This is a genomic window from Kribbella sp. NPDC002412, assembly GCF_053592935.1.
Map to the genome: position 1 here is coordinate 56,508 of NZ_JBSFBL010000016.1, position 19,094 is coordinate 75,601.

General features: G+C 69.0%; 16 protein-coding genes. 8 read left to right on the top strand and 8 right to left on the bottom strand.

All coding sequences use genetic code 11. From position 1 onward, the window contains the following. The first annotated feature begins 200 nt into the window (after positions 1 to 200). The 3 genes from ACWCOV_RS15520 to ACWCOV_RS15530 all read left to right on the top strand — a co-directional run bounded on the left by ACWCOV_RS15520 (position 201) and on the right by ACWCOV_RS15530 (position 3,365). Positions 201 to 1,547 (top strand): extracellular solute-binding protein, encoded by a 1,347-nt coding sequence (locus tag ACWCOV_RS15520; protein ID WP_449829906.1) that lies wholly within the window; start codon positions 201 to 203, stop codon positions 1,545 to 1,547. Between the two features lie 83 nt (positions 1,548 to 1,630). Continuing rightward, positions 1,631 to 2,473, top strand: coding sequence for a carbohydrate ABC transporter permease (locus ACWCOV_RS15525; protein ID WP_449829907.1), 843 nt, complete (start codon positions 1,631 to 1,633; stop codon positions 2,471 to 2,473). Between the two features lies 1 nt (position 2,474). Then, on the top strand, positions 2,475 to 3,365 hold the full coding sequence (locus ACWCOV_RS15530) for a carbohydrate ABC transporter permease (protein WP_449829908.1): 891 nt from the start codon (positions 2,475 to 2,477) through the stop codon (positions 3,363 to 3,365). Here the strand turns inward: ACWCOV_RS15530 and ACWCOV_RS15535 are convergent, their stop codons facing one another. After that, complete coding sequence (locus ACWCOV_RS15535; protein WP_449829909.1) at positions 3,366 to 3,497, bottom strand: hypothetical protein; 132 nt, start codon at positions 3,495 to 3,497, stop codon at positions 3,366 to 3,368. Beyond that, on the bottom strand, positions 3,497 to 4,756 hold the full coding sequence (locus ACWCOV_RS15540) for a hypothetical protein (protein ID WP_449829910.1): 1,260 nt from the start codon (positions 4,754 to 4,756) through the stop codon (positions 3,497 to 3,499). The genes ACWCOV_RS15535 and ACWCOV_RS15540 overlap by 1 nt, the downstream gene beginning before the upstream one ends. Before the next feature lie 59 nt (positions 4,757 to 4,815). Here ACWCOV_RS15540 and ACWCOV_RS15545 point away from each other — a divergent pair, with 59 nt between their 5' ends. Continuing rightward, positions 4,816 to 5,784: an ArsR/SmtB family transcription factor gene (locus ACWCOV_RS15545; protein ID WP_449829911.1), complete on the top strand. Its 969-nt coding sequence runs from the start codon at positions 4,816 to 4,818 to the stop codon at positions 5,782 to 5,784. Positions 5,785 to 5,864: 80 nt separating this feature from the next. Here the strand turns inward: ACWCOV_RS15545 and ACWCOV_RS15550 are convergent, their stop codons facing one another. After that, complete coding sequence (locus ACWCOV_RS15550; RefSeq protein WP_449829912.1) at positions 5,865 to 6,887, bottom strand: DUF4331 family protein; 1,023 nt, start codon at positions 6,885 to 6,887, stop codon at positions 5,865 to 5,867. Positions 6,888 to 6,999: 112 nt separating this feature from the next. On the opposite strand from ACWCOV_RS15550, the gene ACWCOV_RS15555 reads away from it, so the two are divergent. Next, positions 7,000 to 7,926 carry a LysR family transcriptional regulator gene (locus ACWCOV_RS15555; protein ID WP_449829913.1) on the top strand — a complete coding sequence of 309 codons (927 nt, stop codon included), beginning with the start codon at positions 7,000 to 7,002 and terminating at the stop codon, positions 7,924 to 7,926. Here the strand turns inward: ACWCOV_RS15555 and ACWCOV_RS15560 are convergent. Further along, positions 7,886 to 10,294: a glycoside hydrolase family 3 protein gene (locus tag ACWCOV_RS15560; protein WP_449829914.1), complete on the bottom strand. Its 2,409-nt coding sequence runs from the start codon at positions 10,292 to 10,294 to the stop codon at positions 7,886 to 7,888. The two genes, ACWCOV_RS15555 and ACWCOV_RS15560, sit on opposite strands and share 41 nt — an antisense overlap. Positions 10,295 to 10,341: 47 nt before the next feature. On the opposite strand from ACWCOV_RS15560, the gene ACWCOV_RS15565 reads away from it, so the two are divergent. Next, positions 10,342 to 10,926 (top strand): TetR/AcrR family transcriptional regulator, encoded by a 585-nt coding sequence (locus ACWCOV_RS15565; RefSeq protein ID WP_449829915.1) that lies wholly within the window; start codon positions 10,342 to 10,344, stop codon positions 10,924 to 10,926. On the opposite strand, the gene ACWCOV_RS15570 is transcribed toward ACWCOV_RS15565, so the two are convergent. Genes ACWCOV_RS15570 through ACWCOV_RS15580 form a run of 3 tightly spaced genes read right to left on the bottom strand, consistent with a single transcriptional unit; the run spans position 10,910 to position 17,044 of the window. After that, positions 10,910 to 12,103 carry an alginate lyase family protein gene (locus tag ACWCOV_RS15570; RefSeq protein ID WP_449829916.1) on the bottom strand — a complete coding sequence of 398 codons (1,194 nt, stop codon included), beginning with the start codon at positions 12,101 to 12,103 and terminating at the stop codon, positions 10,910 to 10,912. The genes ACWCOV_RS15565 and ACWCOV_RS15570 overlap by 17 nt on opposite strands. Positions 12,104 to 12,129: 26 nt before the next feature. Next, positions 12,130 to 13,893 (bottom strand): putative Ig domain-containing protein, encoded by a 1,764-nt coding sequence (locus tag ACWCOV_RS15575; protein ID WP_449829917.1) that lies wholly within the window; start codon positions 13,891 to 13,893, stop codon positions 12,130 to 12,132. A 13-nt stretch (positions 13,894 to 13,906) separates the two neighbouring features. Further along, positions 13,907 to 17,044, bottom strand: a complete 3,138-nt coding sequence (locus ACWCOV_RS15580; protein ID WP_449829918.1) for an alginate lyase family protein — start codon at positions 17,042 to 17,044, stop codon at positions 13,907 to 13,909. A gap of 118 nt (positions 17,045 to 17,162) precedes the next feature. On the opposite strand from ACWCOV_RS15580, the gene ACWCOV_RS15585 reads away from it, so the two are divergent. Together ACWCOV_RS15585 and ACWCOV_RS15590 are read left to right on the top strand one after the other, a co-directional pair. Then, positions 17,163 to 17,957: a CPBP family intramembrane glutamic endopeptidase gene (locus tag ACWCOV_RS15585; RefSeq protein WP_449829919.1), complete on the top strand. Its 795-nt coding sequence runs from the start codon at positions 17,163 to 17,165 to the stop codon at positions 17,955 to 17,957. Between the two features lie 65 nt (positions 17,958 to 18,022). Next, positions 18,023 to 18,295 carry a hypothetical protein gene (locus ACWCOV_RS15590; protein WP_449829920.1) on the top strand — a complete coding sequence of 91 codons (273 nt, stop codon included), beginning with the start codon at positions 18,023 to 18,025 and terminating at the stop codon, positions 18,293 to 18,295. Here the strand turns inward: ACWCOV_RS15590 and ACWCOV_RS15595 are convergent. Next, positions 18,292 to 19,080 (bottom strand): phytanoyl-CoA dioxygenase family protein, encoded by a 789-nt coding sequence (locus ACWCOV_RS15595; protein ID WP_449829921.1) that lies wholly within the window; start codon positions 19,078 to 19,080, stop codon positions 18,292 to 18,294. The genes ACWCOV_RS15590 and ACWCOV_RS15595 overlap by 4 nt on opposite strands. Positions 19,081 to 19,094 lie beyond the last annotated feature (14 nt).

Genomic DNA, 19,094 nt, shown 5'->3' on the forward strand with positions numbered 1-19,094 from the left:
AGTCTGTGGATCGCCTGTGACAACAGGGAATCCGTGACCTCACTGTGACCCCAAACTGACGGTAGTTCAAGTCTTGACAGCGAAACTCTCGAAATCTACGTTACGAAACATAGTCTTAATCGGGGGGCGTTGAGCGCCCCGACAGCCACGCGCCGTGGAGCGGGTCCGCGGCCTGGAGTACGGAGATCACTGTGGATCCCATGACGACATCTCGGCGTTCCTTTCTCGGCTTGGTCGGCGGCGGCGCGCTCGCGGCCGGCCTTGCTGCCTGCGGTACTTCCGGCCCACAGAGCTCCGGCAGCTCCACGGGTGGTGCGGCGGCCGGCAGCGGCGCGACGTACTGGTTCCTGACCGGCCAGCCGCAGCAGGCGATCCGGGAGGCGCAGGTCAAGCGGTTCAACGACGCGAACTCGGGCACGCAGATCAAGTTCACCGAGTTCCAGAACGACGCGTTCAAGCAGAAGATCAAGACCGCGATCGGGGCCGGCCAGGGGCCGACGCTGATCTGGGGCTGGGGCGGCGGTGGCCTGAAGAGCTACGTCGACGCCAACCAGGTCGAGGACCTGACGTCCTGGTTCGAGGAGCAGTCGGAGCTGAAGAAGTCGATCTTCCCGTCCGCCTTCGGCGCCGCGACGGTCGGCGGCAAGATCTACGCGATGCCGGTCGAGACCACGACGCCGATCGTGCTGTTCTACGACAAGCGGTCCTTCGAGAAGGTCGGCGCCGAGCCGCCCAAGTCCTGGAACGACATCATGGACCTGGTGCCGAAGTTCAACAACGCCGGCATCGCGCCGTTCTCGCTCGGCGGCCAGTCGCGCTGGACCAACATGATGTGGCTGGAGTTCCTGTTCGACCGGATCGGCGGCGCCGAGGTGTTCCAGAACATCTTCGACGGCAAGCCGAACAGCTGGTCGGACCCGTCGGCGCTGAAGGCGCTGGAGGAGATGCAGAAGCTGATCAAGGCCAACGGCTTCATCAAGGGCTTCTCCTCGATCACCGCCGACTCCAACGCCGACCAGGCCCTGCTGTTCACCGGCAAGGCCGCGATGATGCTGCACGGCGCCTGGACCTACGGCAACATGAAGGCGTCCGGCGGCGACTTCGTCACCGGCGGGCACCTCGGCTACATGAACTTCCCGCCGGTCGACGGCGGCAAGGGCGACCCGAGCAACACGGTCGGCAACCCCGGTCAGTACCTGTCCATCTCCTCCAAGGCCAGCGCGGGCGAGAAGGAGACCGCGAAGAAGTTCCTGGCCAACAACACCCTCGACGACGCCTCGGTCGAGGCCTGGGTGAAGTCCGGCAACATCCCGGTGGTGACCAGCGCCAAGGACAAGCTGTCCTCGGTGACGGACCAGAACGACTCCGAGTGGCTGAACTTCGTCTACGACACCTCGGCCAACGCGAAGAGCTTCCAGCAGTCCTGGGACCAGGCGCTCAGCCCGACCCAGGCCGAGACGCTGCTCGACAACATCGCCAAGCTGTTCCAGCTGTCGATCTCCCCCCAGCAGTTCGCCGACAGCATGAACGCGGTGATCGGCCAGTGACCGTAACCGCTCCGCCCGTCCTGCCGGGCGCTGCTCGCAAAGCTCCGTCCGGTGGTGCCGGGCGGAGCGGTTCCGTCGCGTGGATGGCGCTGCCCGCGCTGATCATGTTCATCGCCTTCGGTGTCGTGCCGTTGTTCGGCGTGCTGTTCCTCAGCTTCACCCAGTGGGACGGTCTCGGCGCCATCCACCCGGCCGGGTTCGACAGCTGGCGCTCGGTGCTCGACGATCCCGCGCTGCCACACACCATCTGGGTGACGTTCGAGATCATGATCCTGTCCTGGGTGGTGCAGACGCCGATCAGCATGCTGATCGGCACCTTCCTGGCCGGCCGGCAGCGTTACCGCGGTTTCCTGGCAGTGCTGTTCTTCATCCCGCTGCTGCTCAGCTCGGCCGCGATCGCGATCACCTACAAGGCCCTGCTCGACCCGAACTTCGGGCTCGGCCCCGGGCTGAAGATCGGCTTCCTCACCCAGGACTGGCTCGGCAACGGGACCCTCGCCCTCGGCGTGGTCGTCTTCGTGGTGTCCTGGCAGTTCATCCCGTTCCACTCCCTCATCTACCAAGGCGGGGTGCGGCAGATCCCGACCTCGATGTACGAGGCCGCGGCGATCGACGGCGCCGGCCGGGTCCGGCAGTTCTTCAGCATCACCGTGCCGCAGCTGAAGTACACGATCATCACGTCGTCGACGCTGATCCTGGTGGGTTCGCTGACCTTCTTCGACCTGATCTTCGTGCTCACCGCGGGCGGTCCCGGTGACGCCACCCGGGTGCTCGCGCTCGACATGTACAAGCGTGGTTTCCAGGCGAACCTGATGGGGCCGGCGAGTGCGATCGCCGTCCTGCTGGTGCTGTTCGGCCTGGCACTCGCGCTGGTGCTGCGAAGGATCGGCGGGAGCTTGACGGCCAGCCAGCAGGAAGGTGCGTGACATGGCTGTGGTGACCACCGAGGCGCAGACTGCCGGCCGCCGTACCTCCCGTGCACGCCTGAACGTCCGCAAGCTCCTGCACCTCAACTGGTTCGGCGGCGCCGCGGCCTGGTTGTGGCTGGTGATCGTGATGGTCCCGCTGTACTGGATCGTGGTGACCAGCTTCAAGGACCAGACGGCGTACTTCAGCCAGAACCCGTTCGCGCTGCCGGCCGACCCGACGCTGGCGAACTACAGACTGGTGATCGAGAACGACTTCGGCCAGTACTTCCTGAACAGCGTCATCGTCACGGTCGGCACCGTGGTCCCGGCCGTCGCGATCGCGTTCATGGCCGGGTACGCGATCGTCCGTGGCGCCGGCAGCAGGTTCCTGGCCGGGATCAACGGCATGTTCCTGATGGGTCTGGCGATCCCGCTGCAGGCCACGGTCATCCCGGTCTACCTGCTGATCATCCGGATGCGCCTGTACGACAGCCTGCTGGCGATCATCCTGCCGTCGGTCGCGTTCGCGATCCCGCTGTCGGTGCTGGTGCTGACGAACTTCATCCGGGACGTGCCGAAGGAACTGTTCGAGTCGATGCGGGTCGACGGCGCGAGCGAGTGGGACATGCTCCGCAAGCTCGCCCTGCCGCTGACCCGGCCGGCGCTCGTGACGGTCGCCATCTACAACGGTCTGGGCGTCTGGAACGGTTTCCTGCTGCCGCTGATCCTGACCCAGAGCCCGGACAAGCGCACGCTTCCGCTCGGCCTTTGGACGTTCCAGGGACAGTTCAGCGTCAACATCCCGGCTGTGCTGGCGTCGGTCATGCTGAGCACGTTGCCGATCATCCTCCTCTACGCCATCGGTCGCCGCCAGCTCCTCAGCGGCCTGACCGCCGGCTTCAGCCGCTGATCACTCCTTGCGATCCGCCAGCACGCGGGTCGCAAGGATCGCGGCGCCCAGGATGACCGCCGACAACGCCGTCAGCAGAGTGAGCGGTACGGCGTTGTCGGCCGGCGAGTGCTCGTTGGACAGCAGCGTCATCAGCGGCCGGATCGGCGAGAGCCACCGAAGAAGGAGTACGGCTCGAGACCCTCCGCAGCCGCACTACCTCCATGTGGCGAGCCTATCCGGGCGGCGGGGTTCATCACCCGCGACAGCGGCCGGGTGAGGACGAGGGAGACCAGCAGCGACGCGGCGGCGAAGGCGGTGATCGCCGGGGCGGGGGAGGTGAGGTCGGCGAACGCGCCGGCCAGGATCGCGACGACGCCGAACGTCGTCATCCGTAGCGCCGACTCCAGTCCGAGCACCTGCCCGCGGAGGTCCGTCGGCGTCAGGTCGACGAGAACCTCCTGCTGGGACAGCGATGCCGCATAACCGCTGCTGCCGAGCGCGACGAGCCCGGCCAGTACGGCGATGTGCAGGTCGAACGCGAAGCCTAGGAACGGCACGGCGAGCAGGATGCGCAGCCAGCGGCCGGCCGTGCGACGGCCGGAGCGGCTGAGGAAGCGGCCGACGACCAGGTCGCCGGTCATCATGCCGGCGGCTCCCGCGGCCAGCAGCCAGCCGGCGTCCGAACCGGCGTACGGGACGAAGAGCGCCTCGCACCCGACGACGAGGCCGTTGGGAAGAGTCAGTGCCAGCAGCAACGGGCGGGTCCGGGCCTGGCCGAGCAACCGCCGATTGCCACGCCAGGTCTCCATCAGGCTGGTGCGGGCCAGGCGCCGCGGCTTGCGATCGAGCAGGCCGAACCGGATCACCGGGATGGCCAGCGCCGAGCAGGTCGCCGCCAGCCAGAGGACCTCGGCCGGACTGAGGGCCTGGAGCAACAATCCCGCCGTGCCGAAGCCGGCGATCTGCATCGCGCCGACCGACAGGTTCATCGCCGAGCGGCCGAGGACGAACTGGTCCTGGCCGACCACCTCGTTCAGCAGTCCGGAGCGGACACCGGAACCGATCGACAGGCCGTAGGCCACCAGCAGCGTGAGGAGCAGCCGGATCCCGGCGCCGAGGTCGAAGGCGGCCTGGATGGCCGCGGCGATTGTCGACAATCCGGCGAGCAGCGTCAGCACCCGGCGCGGCCGCGCGGTGTCCGCGGCCGACATCAGCGTCGACGCACCCAGCACCTGGGCCAGCGACGGCCCGAACATCACCATCGCCGCGAGCAACGCGGACCCGGTCGCGGCGTCGACCATCAGCGCCAGCGTGAGGCTCGTCATGGTCGCCGAAGCGTTGCCGAGCGCACTCCCGATCCACAGGCTGCGGAACTCCCGATTGCTGAAGAGCTGCCGGTACGTCGTCATGGCAGTGAGCATCGACGGAGGCCGCCCGACCGCCTACAGTTTCGGGTGGAGGCGAAACGTTGTCCGAGTTCCTGGTCGATGCCGACACCCTGGCGAACGCCCGGTTCGGCACGTCGCAGCTCACCGAGACGGTGTCCGCGCTGAAGATGCTGCGGGCGCCGACCGAGCCTTGGTACCGCGCGTGGAAGGACGCTCACGTCACCGCGTTCCAGGCCCAGTTGCAGCAGCACCCGGTCTGGGCGGCGATCGTCGACAACGCGTTCGGCCGCAGCTGGGTGGCCGACTTCCTCACCGTGCCGCCGCTCGAGCCGGACCAGGAGCTGGCCGACGAGCTCGGGCTGCTGACCAGCCTGGACGACGACCACATCCGCGCCGACCTGAGCGTCGTACGAACGCCGTTGCCGGACATCCTGCGCGAGTCGACCGGCCTGGCCGGGCAGGCGGCCGAGCTGCTGACGTGGATCTGGACGGAGACGATCGAGCCCGAGTGGCCGCGGCGGTTGCGGCTGCTCCAGGCCGACATCGTGTCCCGGACGTCCCGGCTGAGTGAGCACGGTTGGTCAGGCGTGCTGCGTGGGCTCGGCCCGGACGTTCGCTGGCTCGGCGACGGCCGGATCCAGGTCAACCGCTGGGACTACCCGACCACAGATGTCCGCGGGCAGGACCTGATGTTCATCGCTGCCCACACCAGAGGCGTCAACGTCTCGTGGCGCAAGCCGGACCGGTTCGCGCTGACCTATCCGGTCACCGGGATCTTCGCCGGCGCCGAAACCCCGGCCGAGCCCTTGGTGCAGCTGCTCGGCCGCAACCGCGCGCGGATCCTGGTCGAGGCGGCCGACCCGGTCAGCACGACGGTCCTGGTCGCCACGACCGGTCTGTCGCTGGCCACGGTGTCGGACCATCTCCGCGTGCTGACCGACGCGGGCCTGCTCGACCGCCGCCGCTCCGGCCGCTCGGTCCTCTACTGGCAGTCCGACACCGGCCGCCGAGTCGCCCGACAACCAGCGCCGACCCGCCGCCGCCCCTAGGCTGAAACGCCAAGCTGATGACTTCGTCACCTCTGACGATTCCGGGAGGGTCATCGCCACCACGCTAGCCACCTGCAGCGTCAGGCGGGGACGACGTACGGGAAGTTCGGCTGGCGGAGGCGGGCCGAGACGGCGGGCTTCAGGCCGGAGGGGATTGCGGTGCCGGCGACCAGCGAGAGCATGACCTCGGGGGCGTTGTCGGCGAGGGTGCGGCCGTTGCGGGTGGCGAAGCCGAAGGTCGCCGGGGTGCCGACGACGTAGGGGAGGACGTCGGGGAACAGTTGGCGGGTGACGGTTTCGCCGTACCCGTGGGGATCGTCCGACGTGCCGCCGGCTGCGACGACCGCGGCGACCCGGGAGGCCAGGTTCTTGCCGTCGGCCTCGAAGTCCTGGGAGGGGTGCCGGGTGTTGGCCGGGTAGGTGAACCGGGTGTCGTCGGGCCAGAAGATCGGCCACATCATCGGGTGACCGGCGCGGTTGACCTGCCGCCACCCGCCGGCGTCGGTGGCCAGCTTCGTGGTGCACCAGACGCCGATCCGGGCGCCCGGCCGCAGCACCGGATGCTGGTGCGAGACCTCCAGCACGATCGACTCGACCGTGGTGCCGGTGAAGCTGTTCTGCGCCTGCTCGGGCTGCCAGCCGGACAGGTCGACAGCGGTCCCATCGTGTACGGCGGCGTTCACCCGAGCCAGCAGCGCCAGGTCGATGTAGAAGGAGTCGGCGATCCTCCCGGCCCACAGCCGGATGCCCGGCCCTTCGACCGGCTGACCGGCGTCGCCCTGCAGGACGAGCTCGCCCTCGGCGTCGTCCTTACCGGCGTCGTCACCGGTCAGCACGTGCACTGCCAGGGGCTGACCGCCGTACACCTCGCGCTCGTCGAAGGACACCCGGTAGGTGAGGGTCTCGGTCTGCGCGCCGTCGACGTGCACCTTGAACTCGTAGCGGGCCTCGGGATGGAAGCCGGGCTGGACGTCCGGCTCGGTGATCGTCGAGTTGACGTCCATGACGAACACCGTGCTCTCGTGCCCCGGAAACACGTACAGGTCGTCGATGAAGAGCTGGCCGTTCTGCCGGGCGAGCGGTGTGTCGAGGTGGTGCGACATGCTGGTTGGCTCCCTGTGGTCGGTGCCCTTATGCGGGCTCTGCCGTCGAGCATCACCGGGCTTGCTGGATCGGGGTACCAGGCAATCCGGCAACTGCTCATAATCAGTGGTTATGAGCGAACCCCTGCCGGATCTCGACAGCCTGATGCTGCTCACGCTCGTCGCCGAGCTCGGCAGCCTCGGCCAGGCCGCGGACCGGATGCAGATCAGCCAGCCGGCCGCCAGCAAGCGGCTCAGCATGCTGGAGCGCAGGCTCGGGCTGCCGCTGGCCGAACGCGGAACCCGTGGCTCCGTGCTCACCACCGAGGGCAAGGCCGTCTGCCAATGGTCCGAGCGGGTGCTCGGAGAAGTCCAGACGCTGCTGGCCGGCGTGACCGCTCTCCGGACCGCCCGGGACCAGGACCTGCGGGTGGCTGCCAGCATGACGCTCGCCGAGAACTTCCTGCCGGCCTGGCTCGCCGAGCTGCAGCGGCAGTCGCCCGGCCTTCAGCTCAGCCTGAAGGTGACCAACTCCGAGCAGGTCACCGAGCTCGCTGCCCGTCGCGAGATCAGCATCGGCTTCACCGAGGCACCAACAGTGCCCCGCGGACTCAGCTCTCGGACCGTTGCCACCGACCGGCTCGCGGTCGTCGTCGCCCGGTCGCACCCGTGGGCGCGCCGTCGCCAGCCGGTGCCACTCGCCGAACTCGCCGAGACGCCGTTGATCGTGCGCGAACGAGGTTCGGGCACCCGCGAGACCCTGGACCGCATCTTCGCCACCGCGAAGCTCCAGCCGGTGCCACCGCTGGTCGTGCTCGAGGTCAACGCCGCCGTCCGCAGCGCAGTTGCCGCCGGCATCGGTCCCGCCGTTCTCAGCGCTGCGACCGTGCAGAACGATCTCGCCCTCGGACACCTCATCGAGGTGCAGCTCGCCGACGCCGACCTGCACCGACGACTGCGCGCCGTCTGGCCCAAGACCCACGCGCTGCCGGTCGCGGCCGAAGACCTGCTCCGGATCGCTACGGCAGCTGGATCTCGGTTGCCAAAGGCAGGTCGGTGACCGAGCAGCCGGCACGCAAGGTGAACCCGCCGGGCTCGCTGGTCCAGCCGTTGTCCCAGTGGTCGAAGGTGCGCTCGTGGAGCTGGACCGTGATCTCACGGGCCTGCCCCGCGTCGAGGCGTACGACGGTGAACCCGGCCAGCCAGCGGGTCGGGCGATCCACGGTGGACTCGGGGCGCTCGGCGTACACCTGGACGACGTGCTTGCCGGAGCGGTCCCCGGTGTTGCGCACGGTCAGGGCGACCGACGACGGGTCGATCGCGCGGAGGTCGGACAGCTGCCAACTGGTGTAGCCGAGGCCGTGGCCAAACTCGTACGCAGGCTCGGTCCCCGCCCGCAGCCAGGCCCGGTAGCCGATGTGGATGCCTTCGTCGTAGCGAACCACTCCGTCCCGTGGCGTCACGTCGATGACCGGTACGTCGGACTCCGTGACCGGCCACGTGGTCGGGAGCCGGCCGCCGGGCTCCACCCCGCCGAGGAGCACGTCGGCCAAGGCGTTGCCGTACTCCTGGCCACCGAAGTAGGTGACCAGGAGCGCGGCAACCTCGCCACGCCAGGGCAGCAGCACGGGCGAGCCTGCGTTGACGACCACGACCGTGCGCGGGTTGGCCGCGGCGACGGCCCGAACCAGGTCGTCCTGGCGACCGGGAAGTGCGAGGGTGCTGCGGTCGTAGCCCTCGGACTCGACCTTCGAGTTGGTGCCGACCACCACGACCGCGACGTCGGCCGCCCGGGCCGCCGCGACGGCCTCGTCGATCAGCGCCTGCGGGTCCGACGGGTCCGGCTCCGCGCCGACCGTGATGCTCAGCGCGTTGCTGAGACCGCCCTCGCGGGTCGGCAGGTCGAGCTCGACGCGTACGTCGACCGGTTGGCCCGCGGTCACGTCGAGCGGCGTGGAGATCGACGGCGGTGACAGGATCGCGGCGCCGAGGTCGGTGCCGACCGGGACCGCGGTGGCCTCGTGCAGAAGCTTGCCGTCGGCAAAGATCCGGCCATGGCCGACCGACGCGAAGCCGAGCAGCACCGAACCGGACTGGGCCGGCGTGTACGTCGTCCGGAACTCGAAGACCGCGGTCTCGGTGATCGGCGCGTTTCCGCCGAGGTAGACCAGCGCGCTGGAGAACCGGTCCTCGGCGAACAGTTCGGCGCCGTCCGCGTCGAGGAAACGCACCCGGGCACCGGGCTCGCCGGTCACCGGGTTCGTCATCGTGGTCAGTGGCAGCTCCGCGACGCCTTCCTGCACGACCGCGCCGAGCGAGTACGTCACCTCGGCGCCGGGCAGGGCAGCGCGAAGTCCGTCCAGCGGCGAGACCACGGACGCCGGGATGACAGTCGCGCTACCGCCGCCCTGGGTCCGCGCGTCCCGGGCGTTGTGCCCGATCACCGCGACCCGCTGGAGGCCGCTGGCGCTCCACGGCAGCTCGTCGTTGTTCTGCAACAGCACCGAGCCTTCGGCTGCCGCCGTACGCGCGAACGCGACACCGTCCACCTGCGGGACCTCGGCCGGCTTCTCAAAGCCTTCGAGCGCGCCGACCCGGGCGGCCAGCGCGAGCAGCCGCAGCACCTTGCGGTCGATCACGTCTTCCTTGATCTCCCCGGACCGGACTGCCTCGACCAGGGCGTCCCCCCACGCCCCGGTCGGTCCCGGCATCGCCAGGTCCTGCGAGTGCTTGGCACTCTCCAGGCTGCGTACGGCGGTCCAGTCGCTCACCACGACACCGTCGAAGCCCCACTCGCTGTTCAGCGGGGTCTCGAGCAGCTCGTTCTCCGAGGCGGTCGCGCCGTTGATCGAGTTGTAGGCGCTCATCACCAGCCACGCCTTCGACTCGGTGACGGCCTTCTCGAAGGCCAGCAGGTACACCTCGCGCAACGCCCGGTCGCTCACGACCACGTCGGCGGTGAAGCGCTCGGTCTCGAAGTCGTTCGCGACGTAGTGCTTCGGGGTCGCGCCGACACCGAGCTCCTGCACGCCGGCCACGTAGGCGGCGGCGAGCTCGGCAGTCAGCACGGGATCCTCGCTGAACGCCTCGAAGTGCCGCCCGCCGAGCGGGGACCGGTGCAGGTTGATGGTCGGCCCGAGGACGACGTCCACACCTTTGCGACGCGCTTCGAGCGCGGACACCACGCCGTACCGGTGCGCGATCTCGAGGTCCCAGGACGAGGAGAGCGCGGTCGCCGACGGGAGGTTGAGGGACGGGTCGCGCTCGTCCCACACCGCGCCGCGGACACCGCTCGGGCCGTCCGACAGCACCATCGACCGCAGCCCGGCACCGGGCAGCGGGTGGGTGGACCAGAAGTCCTGGCCGGTCAGGACCCGGACCTTCTCCTCGAGTGTCAGCCGGTCGAGGAGCTCGGTGAAGGCGCGCATGCGTGTCACTGTACGCGCCAAAACCAAGTGATGCTAGGTTTTGAAACATGGCAACCACCAGAGGCCCGTACGCGAAAGGGGTCGCCAAGCGCGAGCAGATCCTGTCCGCCGCGCTCGAGGTGATCGCCCGGAACGGGTACCGCAAGACGTCCACCCGCGAGCTGGCAAGCGCGGTCGGCCTGAGCGAGGCCGGCCTGCTGCACTACTTCGGCTCGAAGGAGCAGCTCTTCGAGGCGGTGCTGCGGGCTCGCGACGAGGCCGACACCGCGCGACTCGGCGACGAGTACGACGTGGTCGGCAAGCTGGCCGCGATCGTCCGGCACAACGCCGGCGTACCAGGCCTGGTCCAGCTGTACTCGACCTTCTCGGCGGAGGCGGGGGATCCGCAGCACAGCGCGCACGAGTTCTTCGTGGAGCGCTACCAGCGGCTGCGGGAAGCACTTGCCGAGAGCGTCCGGGCCAGGCAGGCGGACGGGACGATCAGCGCGGCGGCCGATCCGGTGAAGATCGCCACCCTGCTGATCGCCCTGTCCGACGGGTTGCAGGTCCAGTCGCAGTTCCGGCTGCCGGACCAGCCGGGGGAGCTGCTCGACCACCTGATCGAGCTGCTGCGACCTACTTCGCGTACATGACCGTGCCGAACCCGGTCTGGTCGAAGCCGCCGCTGGTCGAGCCGTAGTCGCCGCCACCGCCCTCCGGGCGGACCAGCGCGGCCATCTGGGAGATGTACGGGACCGACAGGAACTTCCGCCGGGTGTAGTGGAAGTGCAGCATCTCCCAGACCGGCCGGAGCTGCCCGCGGCTCGCGCTGGAGATCACGGTGTGCTCCTGGTAGGCGCAGTTCTGGCCGGTGCCCCAGCTGTACCTGGTGAATGGCACGTCCTGGCCGAGGTTGTACTTCGCGACGTACTGCGCGGCCTTCAGGAACCGGTTGTTGTCGTAGCCGTACAGGTCCTCACCCTGGTTCCACGCCATCTCGCAGAAGGCGCCCATCTGCCCGATGCCCATCACCGTGTGCCCCTGGTCGCGACCTGCTTCCTGCCACTGGGCCAGGCCCTCGGAGTCGTAGACGAACGGGATCGCGTTCCGGATCGCGCCGTTCCCGGCGCCGTTCTTGAAGTAATCGACCGCCTGGTCGTACTTCGCTCCGTCGTCGCACAGGATCGCGATGGCCAGGATCGAGTTCATGGTGCAGAGGTCCCAGTTGGCCCAGTAGTTGGTGATGCAGGCGTCGTTGTGGTTGATCAGGAACGAGTTGTTCAGCGGGTAGAAGACGTTCAGCAGCATCGTCTTGAACCTGGCCAGGTCGAAGCCGGAGTACCCGCGCATCAACTCGGCCACGTTCGCGAACTGGTAGCCGTAGAGGCCGGCCGCCAGGAACCGGTCTGCGTTGCCGGTGACGCTGGTGAGTGTGGCCGACCAGGCGTTCAGGATGTTCCGCGCGCAGTCGCCGTGCGCGGTCGAGCCGGTGATCCACCAGCGCAGCGCGTTCTGGTAGGCGGCGTGGATGTCGTTGTAGAGGATGCCGTAGTTCTGCCCGGTGCCGCCGCGGATGATGGTCGCCTGCGGGTTCGGCTGCCAGGTGGACTGGGCGTGCGTGTTGGCGATCAGCTTGTTGTAGCCGGACAGCCACGGGTCATCGCCTGCGGCGACCCGGACCTTCGCGCGGTTCAGGTCACCCCAGTTGTGCAGCGCGCCGGGGTGGGTGAACGTGGCCGGTGCGGCCGCAGCTGCGGTGCCGCCGGCGGTGGCGGCGACCGCGGCCCCCGCGGCGCCTTTCAGCAAGGTACGTCGATTGATCTCCTTCAACTGTCCTTCTCCTTCGGGGCGGTGGATCAGAGGACGGTGACGATGAGGCTCTTCGTGGTGGTGCCGGCGACGTTCGTGACGCTCAGCGTCGCGTTGTACGTGCCGGGGCTGGTCGGGGCGCCGGTGATGACGCCGGTGGTTTGGTCGACGGTCAGCCCGGCGGGCAGTCCTTGCGCACCGAAGCCGGTCGGGAAGCCGGTCGCGCTGATCGTGAGCACGACCGGCGCACCGGCGGTGAGTTGCGCGGTGGCCGGCGTCGTGACGCTGGGCGGGGTGGTCGTGGGGGCGGTGGCCGCGTCCAGCCAGCGCAGGTTGGTGACGTGTTCGTTGACGTGCATCGGCACCATGTCGGCGACCGAGTACCAGCCGGGTTTGCGCATCGTCGAGGCGATCACGGTGCCGTTGACGACGAGGTTCTGAAAGGTGACGTCCTTGATTCCGCGTGTCTCGTCGTACCCGAGCATCATCGCGGTCTCGGCGTGCTGCCCGGTGTAGGTGAGGTTCTTGACGTAGACGCCTTCGATACCGCGGCCGGGGGAGGTGTTGTAGGTCTTGTTGTAGGCGATCCGGAAGTGGATGAACTGGCCCCAGCGGAAGTCCTCGACCCGGACGTTCTCGATCCGCACGTTCCGGACCAGGTTGCTGTCGCCGGGGTTGAGCGCGATACAGCCCTGGTACAGCTTCTGCGGCTCGCGGTGGTCGAGGATGTCGACGTTGCTGACAGTCAGGTTCTCCAGCACCTCCGGCGCCGCAGTGTTGCCATGAGTGCCGACGTTGATCGGGTGCGCGACGTCGGCCCAGAGGCTGGAGTCCTGCACGGTGACGTTGCGGGTGTCGCCGTAGTAGTCCCAGCGATGGGTGTAGAGCGCGACGCAGTCGTCCGAGCAGCGCAGGAACGACCTGTCGATCAGTACGTCGCTGCTGGAGAAGACGTCGATGCCGTCACCCCACTGGCCGGCGCTGAAGTAGCCGAAGTCGGTGATCGAGACCTGCTCGGACATGCCCGCGGTGATCGCGTACCCGGTGGCCAGGTTGAGCATCGAGATCCCGTCGACGTGGATGTTCTTCGAGTTCACGATGGTGCAGCCGCCGCCATTGGTGCCGTAGATGACGCCACGTCCGGTCAGGCGCGCATTCGTAACGTCCCGGAAGATCACCGAGGCCTTCAGGACGGCGCCACCCGCCAGGTAGACCGTCTTCCCACTGGGCACCTGGAGTTGCCCGGTGGCCGTCGTGTGCACGCCAGGCCCGTAGTAGATGACGTCCGGATCGTCAGCCGCGGGCACGTCGGTCTCGATCGCGCGGGTGAGCAGGTGCAGGCAGTCGAAGATCTCGCCGTTCACCTCGACCACGACCTTGCGCGGCTCGGTCAGGGTGAACCGGACCGTGTTCGTCTCGACCGCCGGCGTGACGCCGTACGACAGCGGCCGGATCCGCGCGGTGTTCACGGGGCCCTTGGTGTAGGTGACCATCACCTCGACCGGGCCGGCGAAGTCGAAGTAGGTCAGCGACGACTTCTGGATCTGGCCGGAGCCGGTCTGCGCGTTGATGAGCTTGAGGTTGACCGAGTACGTCGGCACCTGCTGCCACGGACCGGGGCCGGTCCGGACCTTGACGTCGAAGGTGGTCGCCTGCGCGATGCCGTCCGGGATCGGGTACGTCTTCAACCGCGGCACCTTGGTCTGCGGAGTTGCCGCGGCGGTTGTGGTCGGTTGGGTCGTGACGTAGCCGGCGGCAACGGTGGCACCGGTCGCCTGCAGCAGATGGCGTCGGGTGAGTTCTGCGGTCATGGGCAGGAGCTCCTTAGCTGATCGTCACGTGGTCGAAGACGGTCGTGTTGAGCACGAAGGGTTTGCGGGACACCACGGCCAGCCCGGCGTGGTACGGCGCGTCGCCGAACCCCGGGATCGCGGCCGGCTCACCGAGCGGCGACCAGGTCTCGCCGTCCGCGGAGGTCTCGGCCTGGAACGTCTCGCCGGTACGGCGGAGCCGCAGCCAGACCGCGGTGCCGGTGACCTCGGTGGTGACCAGGCCGGTCGCCACGCGCAGCCGCCGTACGAACTGGAGCTTGTCGCCGGTCTGGATCGCGCCGGCGGACTGGTCGAACGGCGACAGCGACTTGGTCATGAGGAGGCCGATCCGGCCGCCGGTGTCGCTGCTCAGGACGCGCGCGGTGAGGGTGCGGTCGCCGGTGACCGGCTGGGAGACGTACTGCGCGGTCATGCCCTGGTTGATGACGTTGAGGTCGACGCCGGCGCCGCGGACGGTGAAGCGGCCGGCGTCGCAGCTGGTGATGCCGGGGGTGCGGATCGCGACCGCGCTGAAGGTGGCGAGCCGGCGTTCGTCGAGCACGTAGTCGCCGATGTCGCGGTAGTCCCACGGCTCGGGTGGTGGTGCGGTGACGGTCAGGTCGAGGTTCGCCGTCGCCGTGGCGGCTGTGAGCTGGACGGCGAACTGCCCTTGTTCTGTGGGCCTTCCGGAGATGACGCCGGTGCTCGGGTCGACGCTGAGCCCGCGGGGGAGGCCGGTCGCCTGGAAGGTCGCCGGGTCGTTGGTGGCGGCGATTCGGAATTCGAAGCGGGTGCCGACGTTGGCGTAGGCGGTGGTCGCGCTGGTGATCGTCGGCTGCGGTGGGGCGGGCATCCCTGCCGCTGCCGGCGACGAGCAGGGACCGTTTACCTTCGCTACCACGTAGCTGTACTTCGTGCCTGGTACTCCGGACGCATCGCGATACCGCGTCTCCACGCCGAAGCCGGACACCCCGGTCGCGATCACCTTGTAGGGACCGCCTGAACTGCGACGGATCGTGTAGGTGGCGTTGACGTCGAGGTCGGTCCAGGCGAGTTCGACCGCACTCGCCGAGGGCGTTGCCGTGAGCGGTCCGACGGGTGCGCTGGGTCTGGATGCGCTGAGGTTGTCGAAGGCGGCCGTGGTCGTCTCGGCGTCACCGAGGCCGCCGCAGACGGCGATGCCGACGTACAACTGGCGGCCGAGGTGCAGCGTGGACGAGCCGACCTCGGTCCACGTCGTGCCGTCGGGCGAGATGGACCCGGTGAATCGGTTGGCCTTGCGGACGATGCGGACCCAGTACGGGCGGCGCAGGCGATAACCGTCGCTCGCCGCTTCGACGTACGGCGCTTGGAGTGGGGTCGCGGAGGTGGGAAGCGTGCCCAGGTTGGAGATCGGGAAGCCGGCGTTGACGGTGATGGCTGCTTGCTGGGTTGGTGGCACGAGGGTGCTGCCGGTGCCTGTGGTCGGTGCGCCGCTGGTCGGTCGGACGGTCCAGACTCCGCTCCAGGTGTGGAGGGGGAGCCCCTGGATGAGCATCGAGGCGTGGGCGGAGTCAGGGCTGAGCGTCTGCCGCATCATCACGCCGAGGGTCGCGTACTGCGAGCTGACCGGGTGGACGACGCGAGCGGTGACCGTTCCGTCGCCGTCCAGCGGGTAGTAGACGAAGCGGAAGCCCGTGCTGAGGTCGGCGCCGGCCGCCTCGATCGTCAGGGTCTGACCGTCGAAGTCGGTGCGGCCGGAGCGGATCGAGCCGACGTCTTTGCTTGCCCAAGGCAATCGCCCGTGGCCGATCGGCAGCGACTCCGCACTGGTACCGAGCGCGTTGGTGGCCTCGACCGTGTAGCGCCCAGGCAGCTGCACCGGGAAGCTCGGTGAGGTCACGGTGGCGATCGGTTTGGCGTCGCGCTTCACGGTGTAGCTGGTCGCGTCGAGCGACCGGGCCCAGGTCAGGGTGTCGTCACGGATGGTCAGGCCGGACGGGACACCGGGAAGCGTAGGTTGGGTCGGTGCCGCGCCGGCGTGGGTCAGGGTGCCGAAACCCGGGTGGTCGTCGTTCGTCCCTTCGATGCGACCGCGGACGACCTGTTCCAGGTACGGCGCCGGCAGGCCGCGCCGGCCGACGTAGTGGCCGTAGGCAAGCTCGTAGATCGGCTGGAACTGACCCCGGTTGCCGGTGGCGATGGCCGTCTTGAGGTACTTGCCGGTGCGGTCGAGATCCTGGACGAACGGGACCGTGTCGTCGCCCAGGTTGTAGCGGGCGGTGTACTCGAAGCCTTTCAGGATGCGGTTGTCGCTGTGGCCGAACAGGTCGACGCCCTGGTTCCACGCGACTGCGGCGACGTTGGCGAGCAGGCCGAGGGCGAGCTGGGCGTAGGCCTGGCTGCGGCCGCTCTCCTGGCCCTGGCCGCTCGCGTCGACCACGATGTGCTCGATCCGGCCGTTGCCTGCACCGGCCACGGCGTACCGGACCGCGTCCTCGAACATCACCCGGTCGTCGCAGAACACCGCGATGCCGATGATAGCCTGGAGTGCGGCGACGTCCCAGTTGCCGTTCGCGAACAGCGCCGTACCGGCGAAGGATCGGTACCAGACCTTGCGGAACGACTCCCGGCAGCGCTCCACGTCGGCCGCGGCCCAGCCGTCGTACTCACGGAGCAGCTCGGCCGCGTTGACGAACTTGAAGCCCTGCAGACCGGACCCGAGCTGCCCGTCCGCGCCGGTGATCGCCTCCAGGCTGGCCGACCAGACGTTCAGGATGTCGCGGGCCTTGGCGGCGTGCCGGGCGTCACCGGTCACGGCCCACATCAGCGCGTTCTGGTACGCCGCGCAGGAGTCGCTGACCGCCTCGGCCATGAAGTTCGCCGGACCGCGACCCCAGGAGGTGATGTGGCCGGCGTTGCGGATCACATAGTCGTACGACGACCTGGCGTGGGCCGCGAGTGCGAGGAAGCCGTCGTACACCGGGGACTGTTTCGCGGCGACGGCAGTGCGCATTCGCTCCAGGTCGGCCGCGGAGTGGAGGAGGCCGGGGTGAGCGAAGGCTGCCCCGGCCTCGCCGGTCGGGGTCGGGGTGGCAGCCGCGGGGAGGGCATGGGCGGCGGCGATCGACCCACCGGCGGCGATCAGCAGCGTGCGACGGTTCAGCAGCATGGCGTCACCCTGCCGGGCCGCGGTGTATCGATCAACGGACCGTCATCATCCGAAAATTTCGAACAGATCCGAACATGTCCAGGCGGGCGCGGGTTGCCGGGCGCGGGATAGTTGGGGCATGACGAGTTCCGCGGACGAGGCCGCCGAACGGGTGGCACCGGTCACCGACCGGCGGGTGCTGACGAAGGAGATCTGGCTGGTCCTGGCGTTGTCGCTCGGGGCGTCCGCGGTGTCGGCGATCATCTCGTTCGCCGGGGTGCTGACGTCGGCGCGGCCGATCAGCGGCCAGACCGCGGTGATCGTCGGGTCGCGTGCGCCGGGGCGGCCGTGGTTGGACCTGACCTGGCAGCTGTTCGCGGTGGTGACCGCGCTGATCCCGGTCGCGTTGGTCGCGCACTTCCTGGCCCGCGGCGGCGAGTCGATGCGCACGATCGGGTTCGACCTGCGGGACCGGCTTCGCGACCTCGGGCGCGGGACAGCGGTCGCCGCGGCCATCGGTGGCGCCGGACTGGCCTTCTACCTGGCCGCCTACGCGACCGGGGCGAACCTGACCGTCGACCCGGCGCGGCTGCCGGACACCTGGTGGCGGATCCCGATCCTGGTCGCGGTGGCGGCGCAGAACGCCATCCTCGAGGAAGTCATCGTGCTGGCCTACCTGAACCGGCGGCTGGACCAGCTCGGATGGTCGGTCGGCCGCGCCACGGCGGCCAGCTCGCTGCTGCGTGGGTCGTACCACCTCTACCAGGGGCTCGGCGGGTTCTTCGGCAACGTGATCATGGGCGTGGTCTTCTGCTACCTGTACCGCCGCTGGGGCCGGGTGATGCCGCTGGTGGTGGCCCACACCCTGATCGACATCGGCGCGCTGGTCGGGGCGACGTACCTGATCGGGAAGGTCGGCTGGCTGCCGGGCTGACCGTGGGCTGAACCGACCTGAAGGCTGGTCCGTAACCGATCGGTGTTTTGTCAGGTTGTGATGTCGTGACTGTTCACGGGGAAATCACGAGTCCGCCGGAGATCGATCCGGGGTTGGCGGCCGCGGCGCTGGCGGTGTTCGCGCACCGGCACGAGGTGGTCCATCTGCTGTACGCCGCGGTCGACGAGCCGGACGCCTTGGCCCGGATCGCCGACCTGCTGCACGTCGACGAGGCCACCATCGGCCGCGTCCTGGACCAGCCGCTGCGCTGGATGCTGCCGCAGTTCCGCACCGAGCTCGAAACCATCGCCGCCGAGCCCGCCACGGTCTCGACCTAGGGTTCGCCGTCCGCGTAGTCGCCGCAGGGACCGCCGCCGATCGCGAGCGGGATCGAGACCGTGCGGCGGTCCGGGCGGACCAGCGGGTCGTAGAAGGCGGCGATCTCGACGCTCGCCTCCGGGACGTAGTGGAAGATCAGCGACCGGCGGAACCGGTCCGCGGTCGAGTTCGGCCGCGAGCCGTGCACCACGCTGCCGTGGAAGAACAGCGCGTCGCCGGCCTTCATCTTCGTCTGCACCTTGGTCAGCCCGGCCGGCACCGGGACCTCGGCGGCGGTGAAGGACTCGGTCAGGTCGGCGTCCTGCTCCGGGCAGACGAGCTCGGTCCGGTGCGAGCCGGGGACGACGGCGAGGCCGCCGTTGTCCGCGTCCACGTCGTCGATCGCGATCCAGGCCGCCAAGCAGGTCTCGGGCTCGGCGCGCAGGAACGTGTTGTCCTGGTGCAGGGCCTGGCCCCGGGCGCCCGGCGGCTTGAAGTAGAACATCGACTGGGCGCCCAGCGCCGGCCCGATCAAGGCGGTCACGACATTGAGGATCCGGTCGTCGAGCAGGTACTCGAGCGCGAGCCGGCCGGCCTCGACGTCGGCCCGCCGGTGCGGGTGGACGAACCGCGGGTACCGCGCCAGCGGGTCGCTGTCCGGTACGCCGTCGTCGATCGCCAGCGAGTGGTCGATCGCGACCTGCTCCATGAACGCAGCGCGGATTCGGTCGGTTTCGGCGGGCGTCAGCAACTGCGGGACCTGGACGATCCCGTCCCGCTGGTAGACATCGGTCACGGTGGTCATGCTTCGAGTCTGCG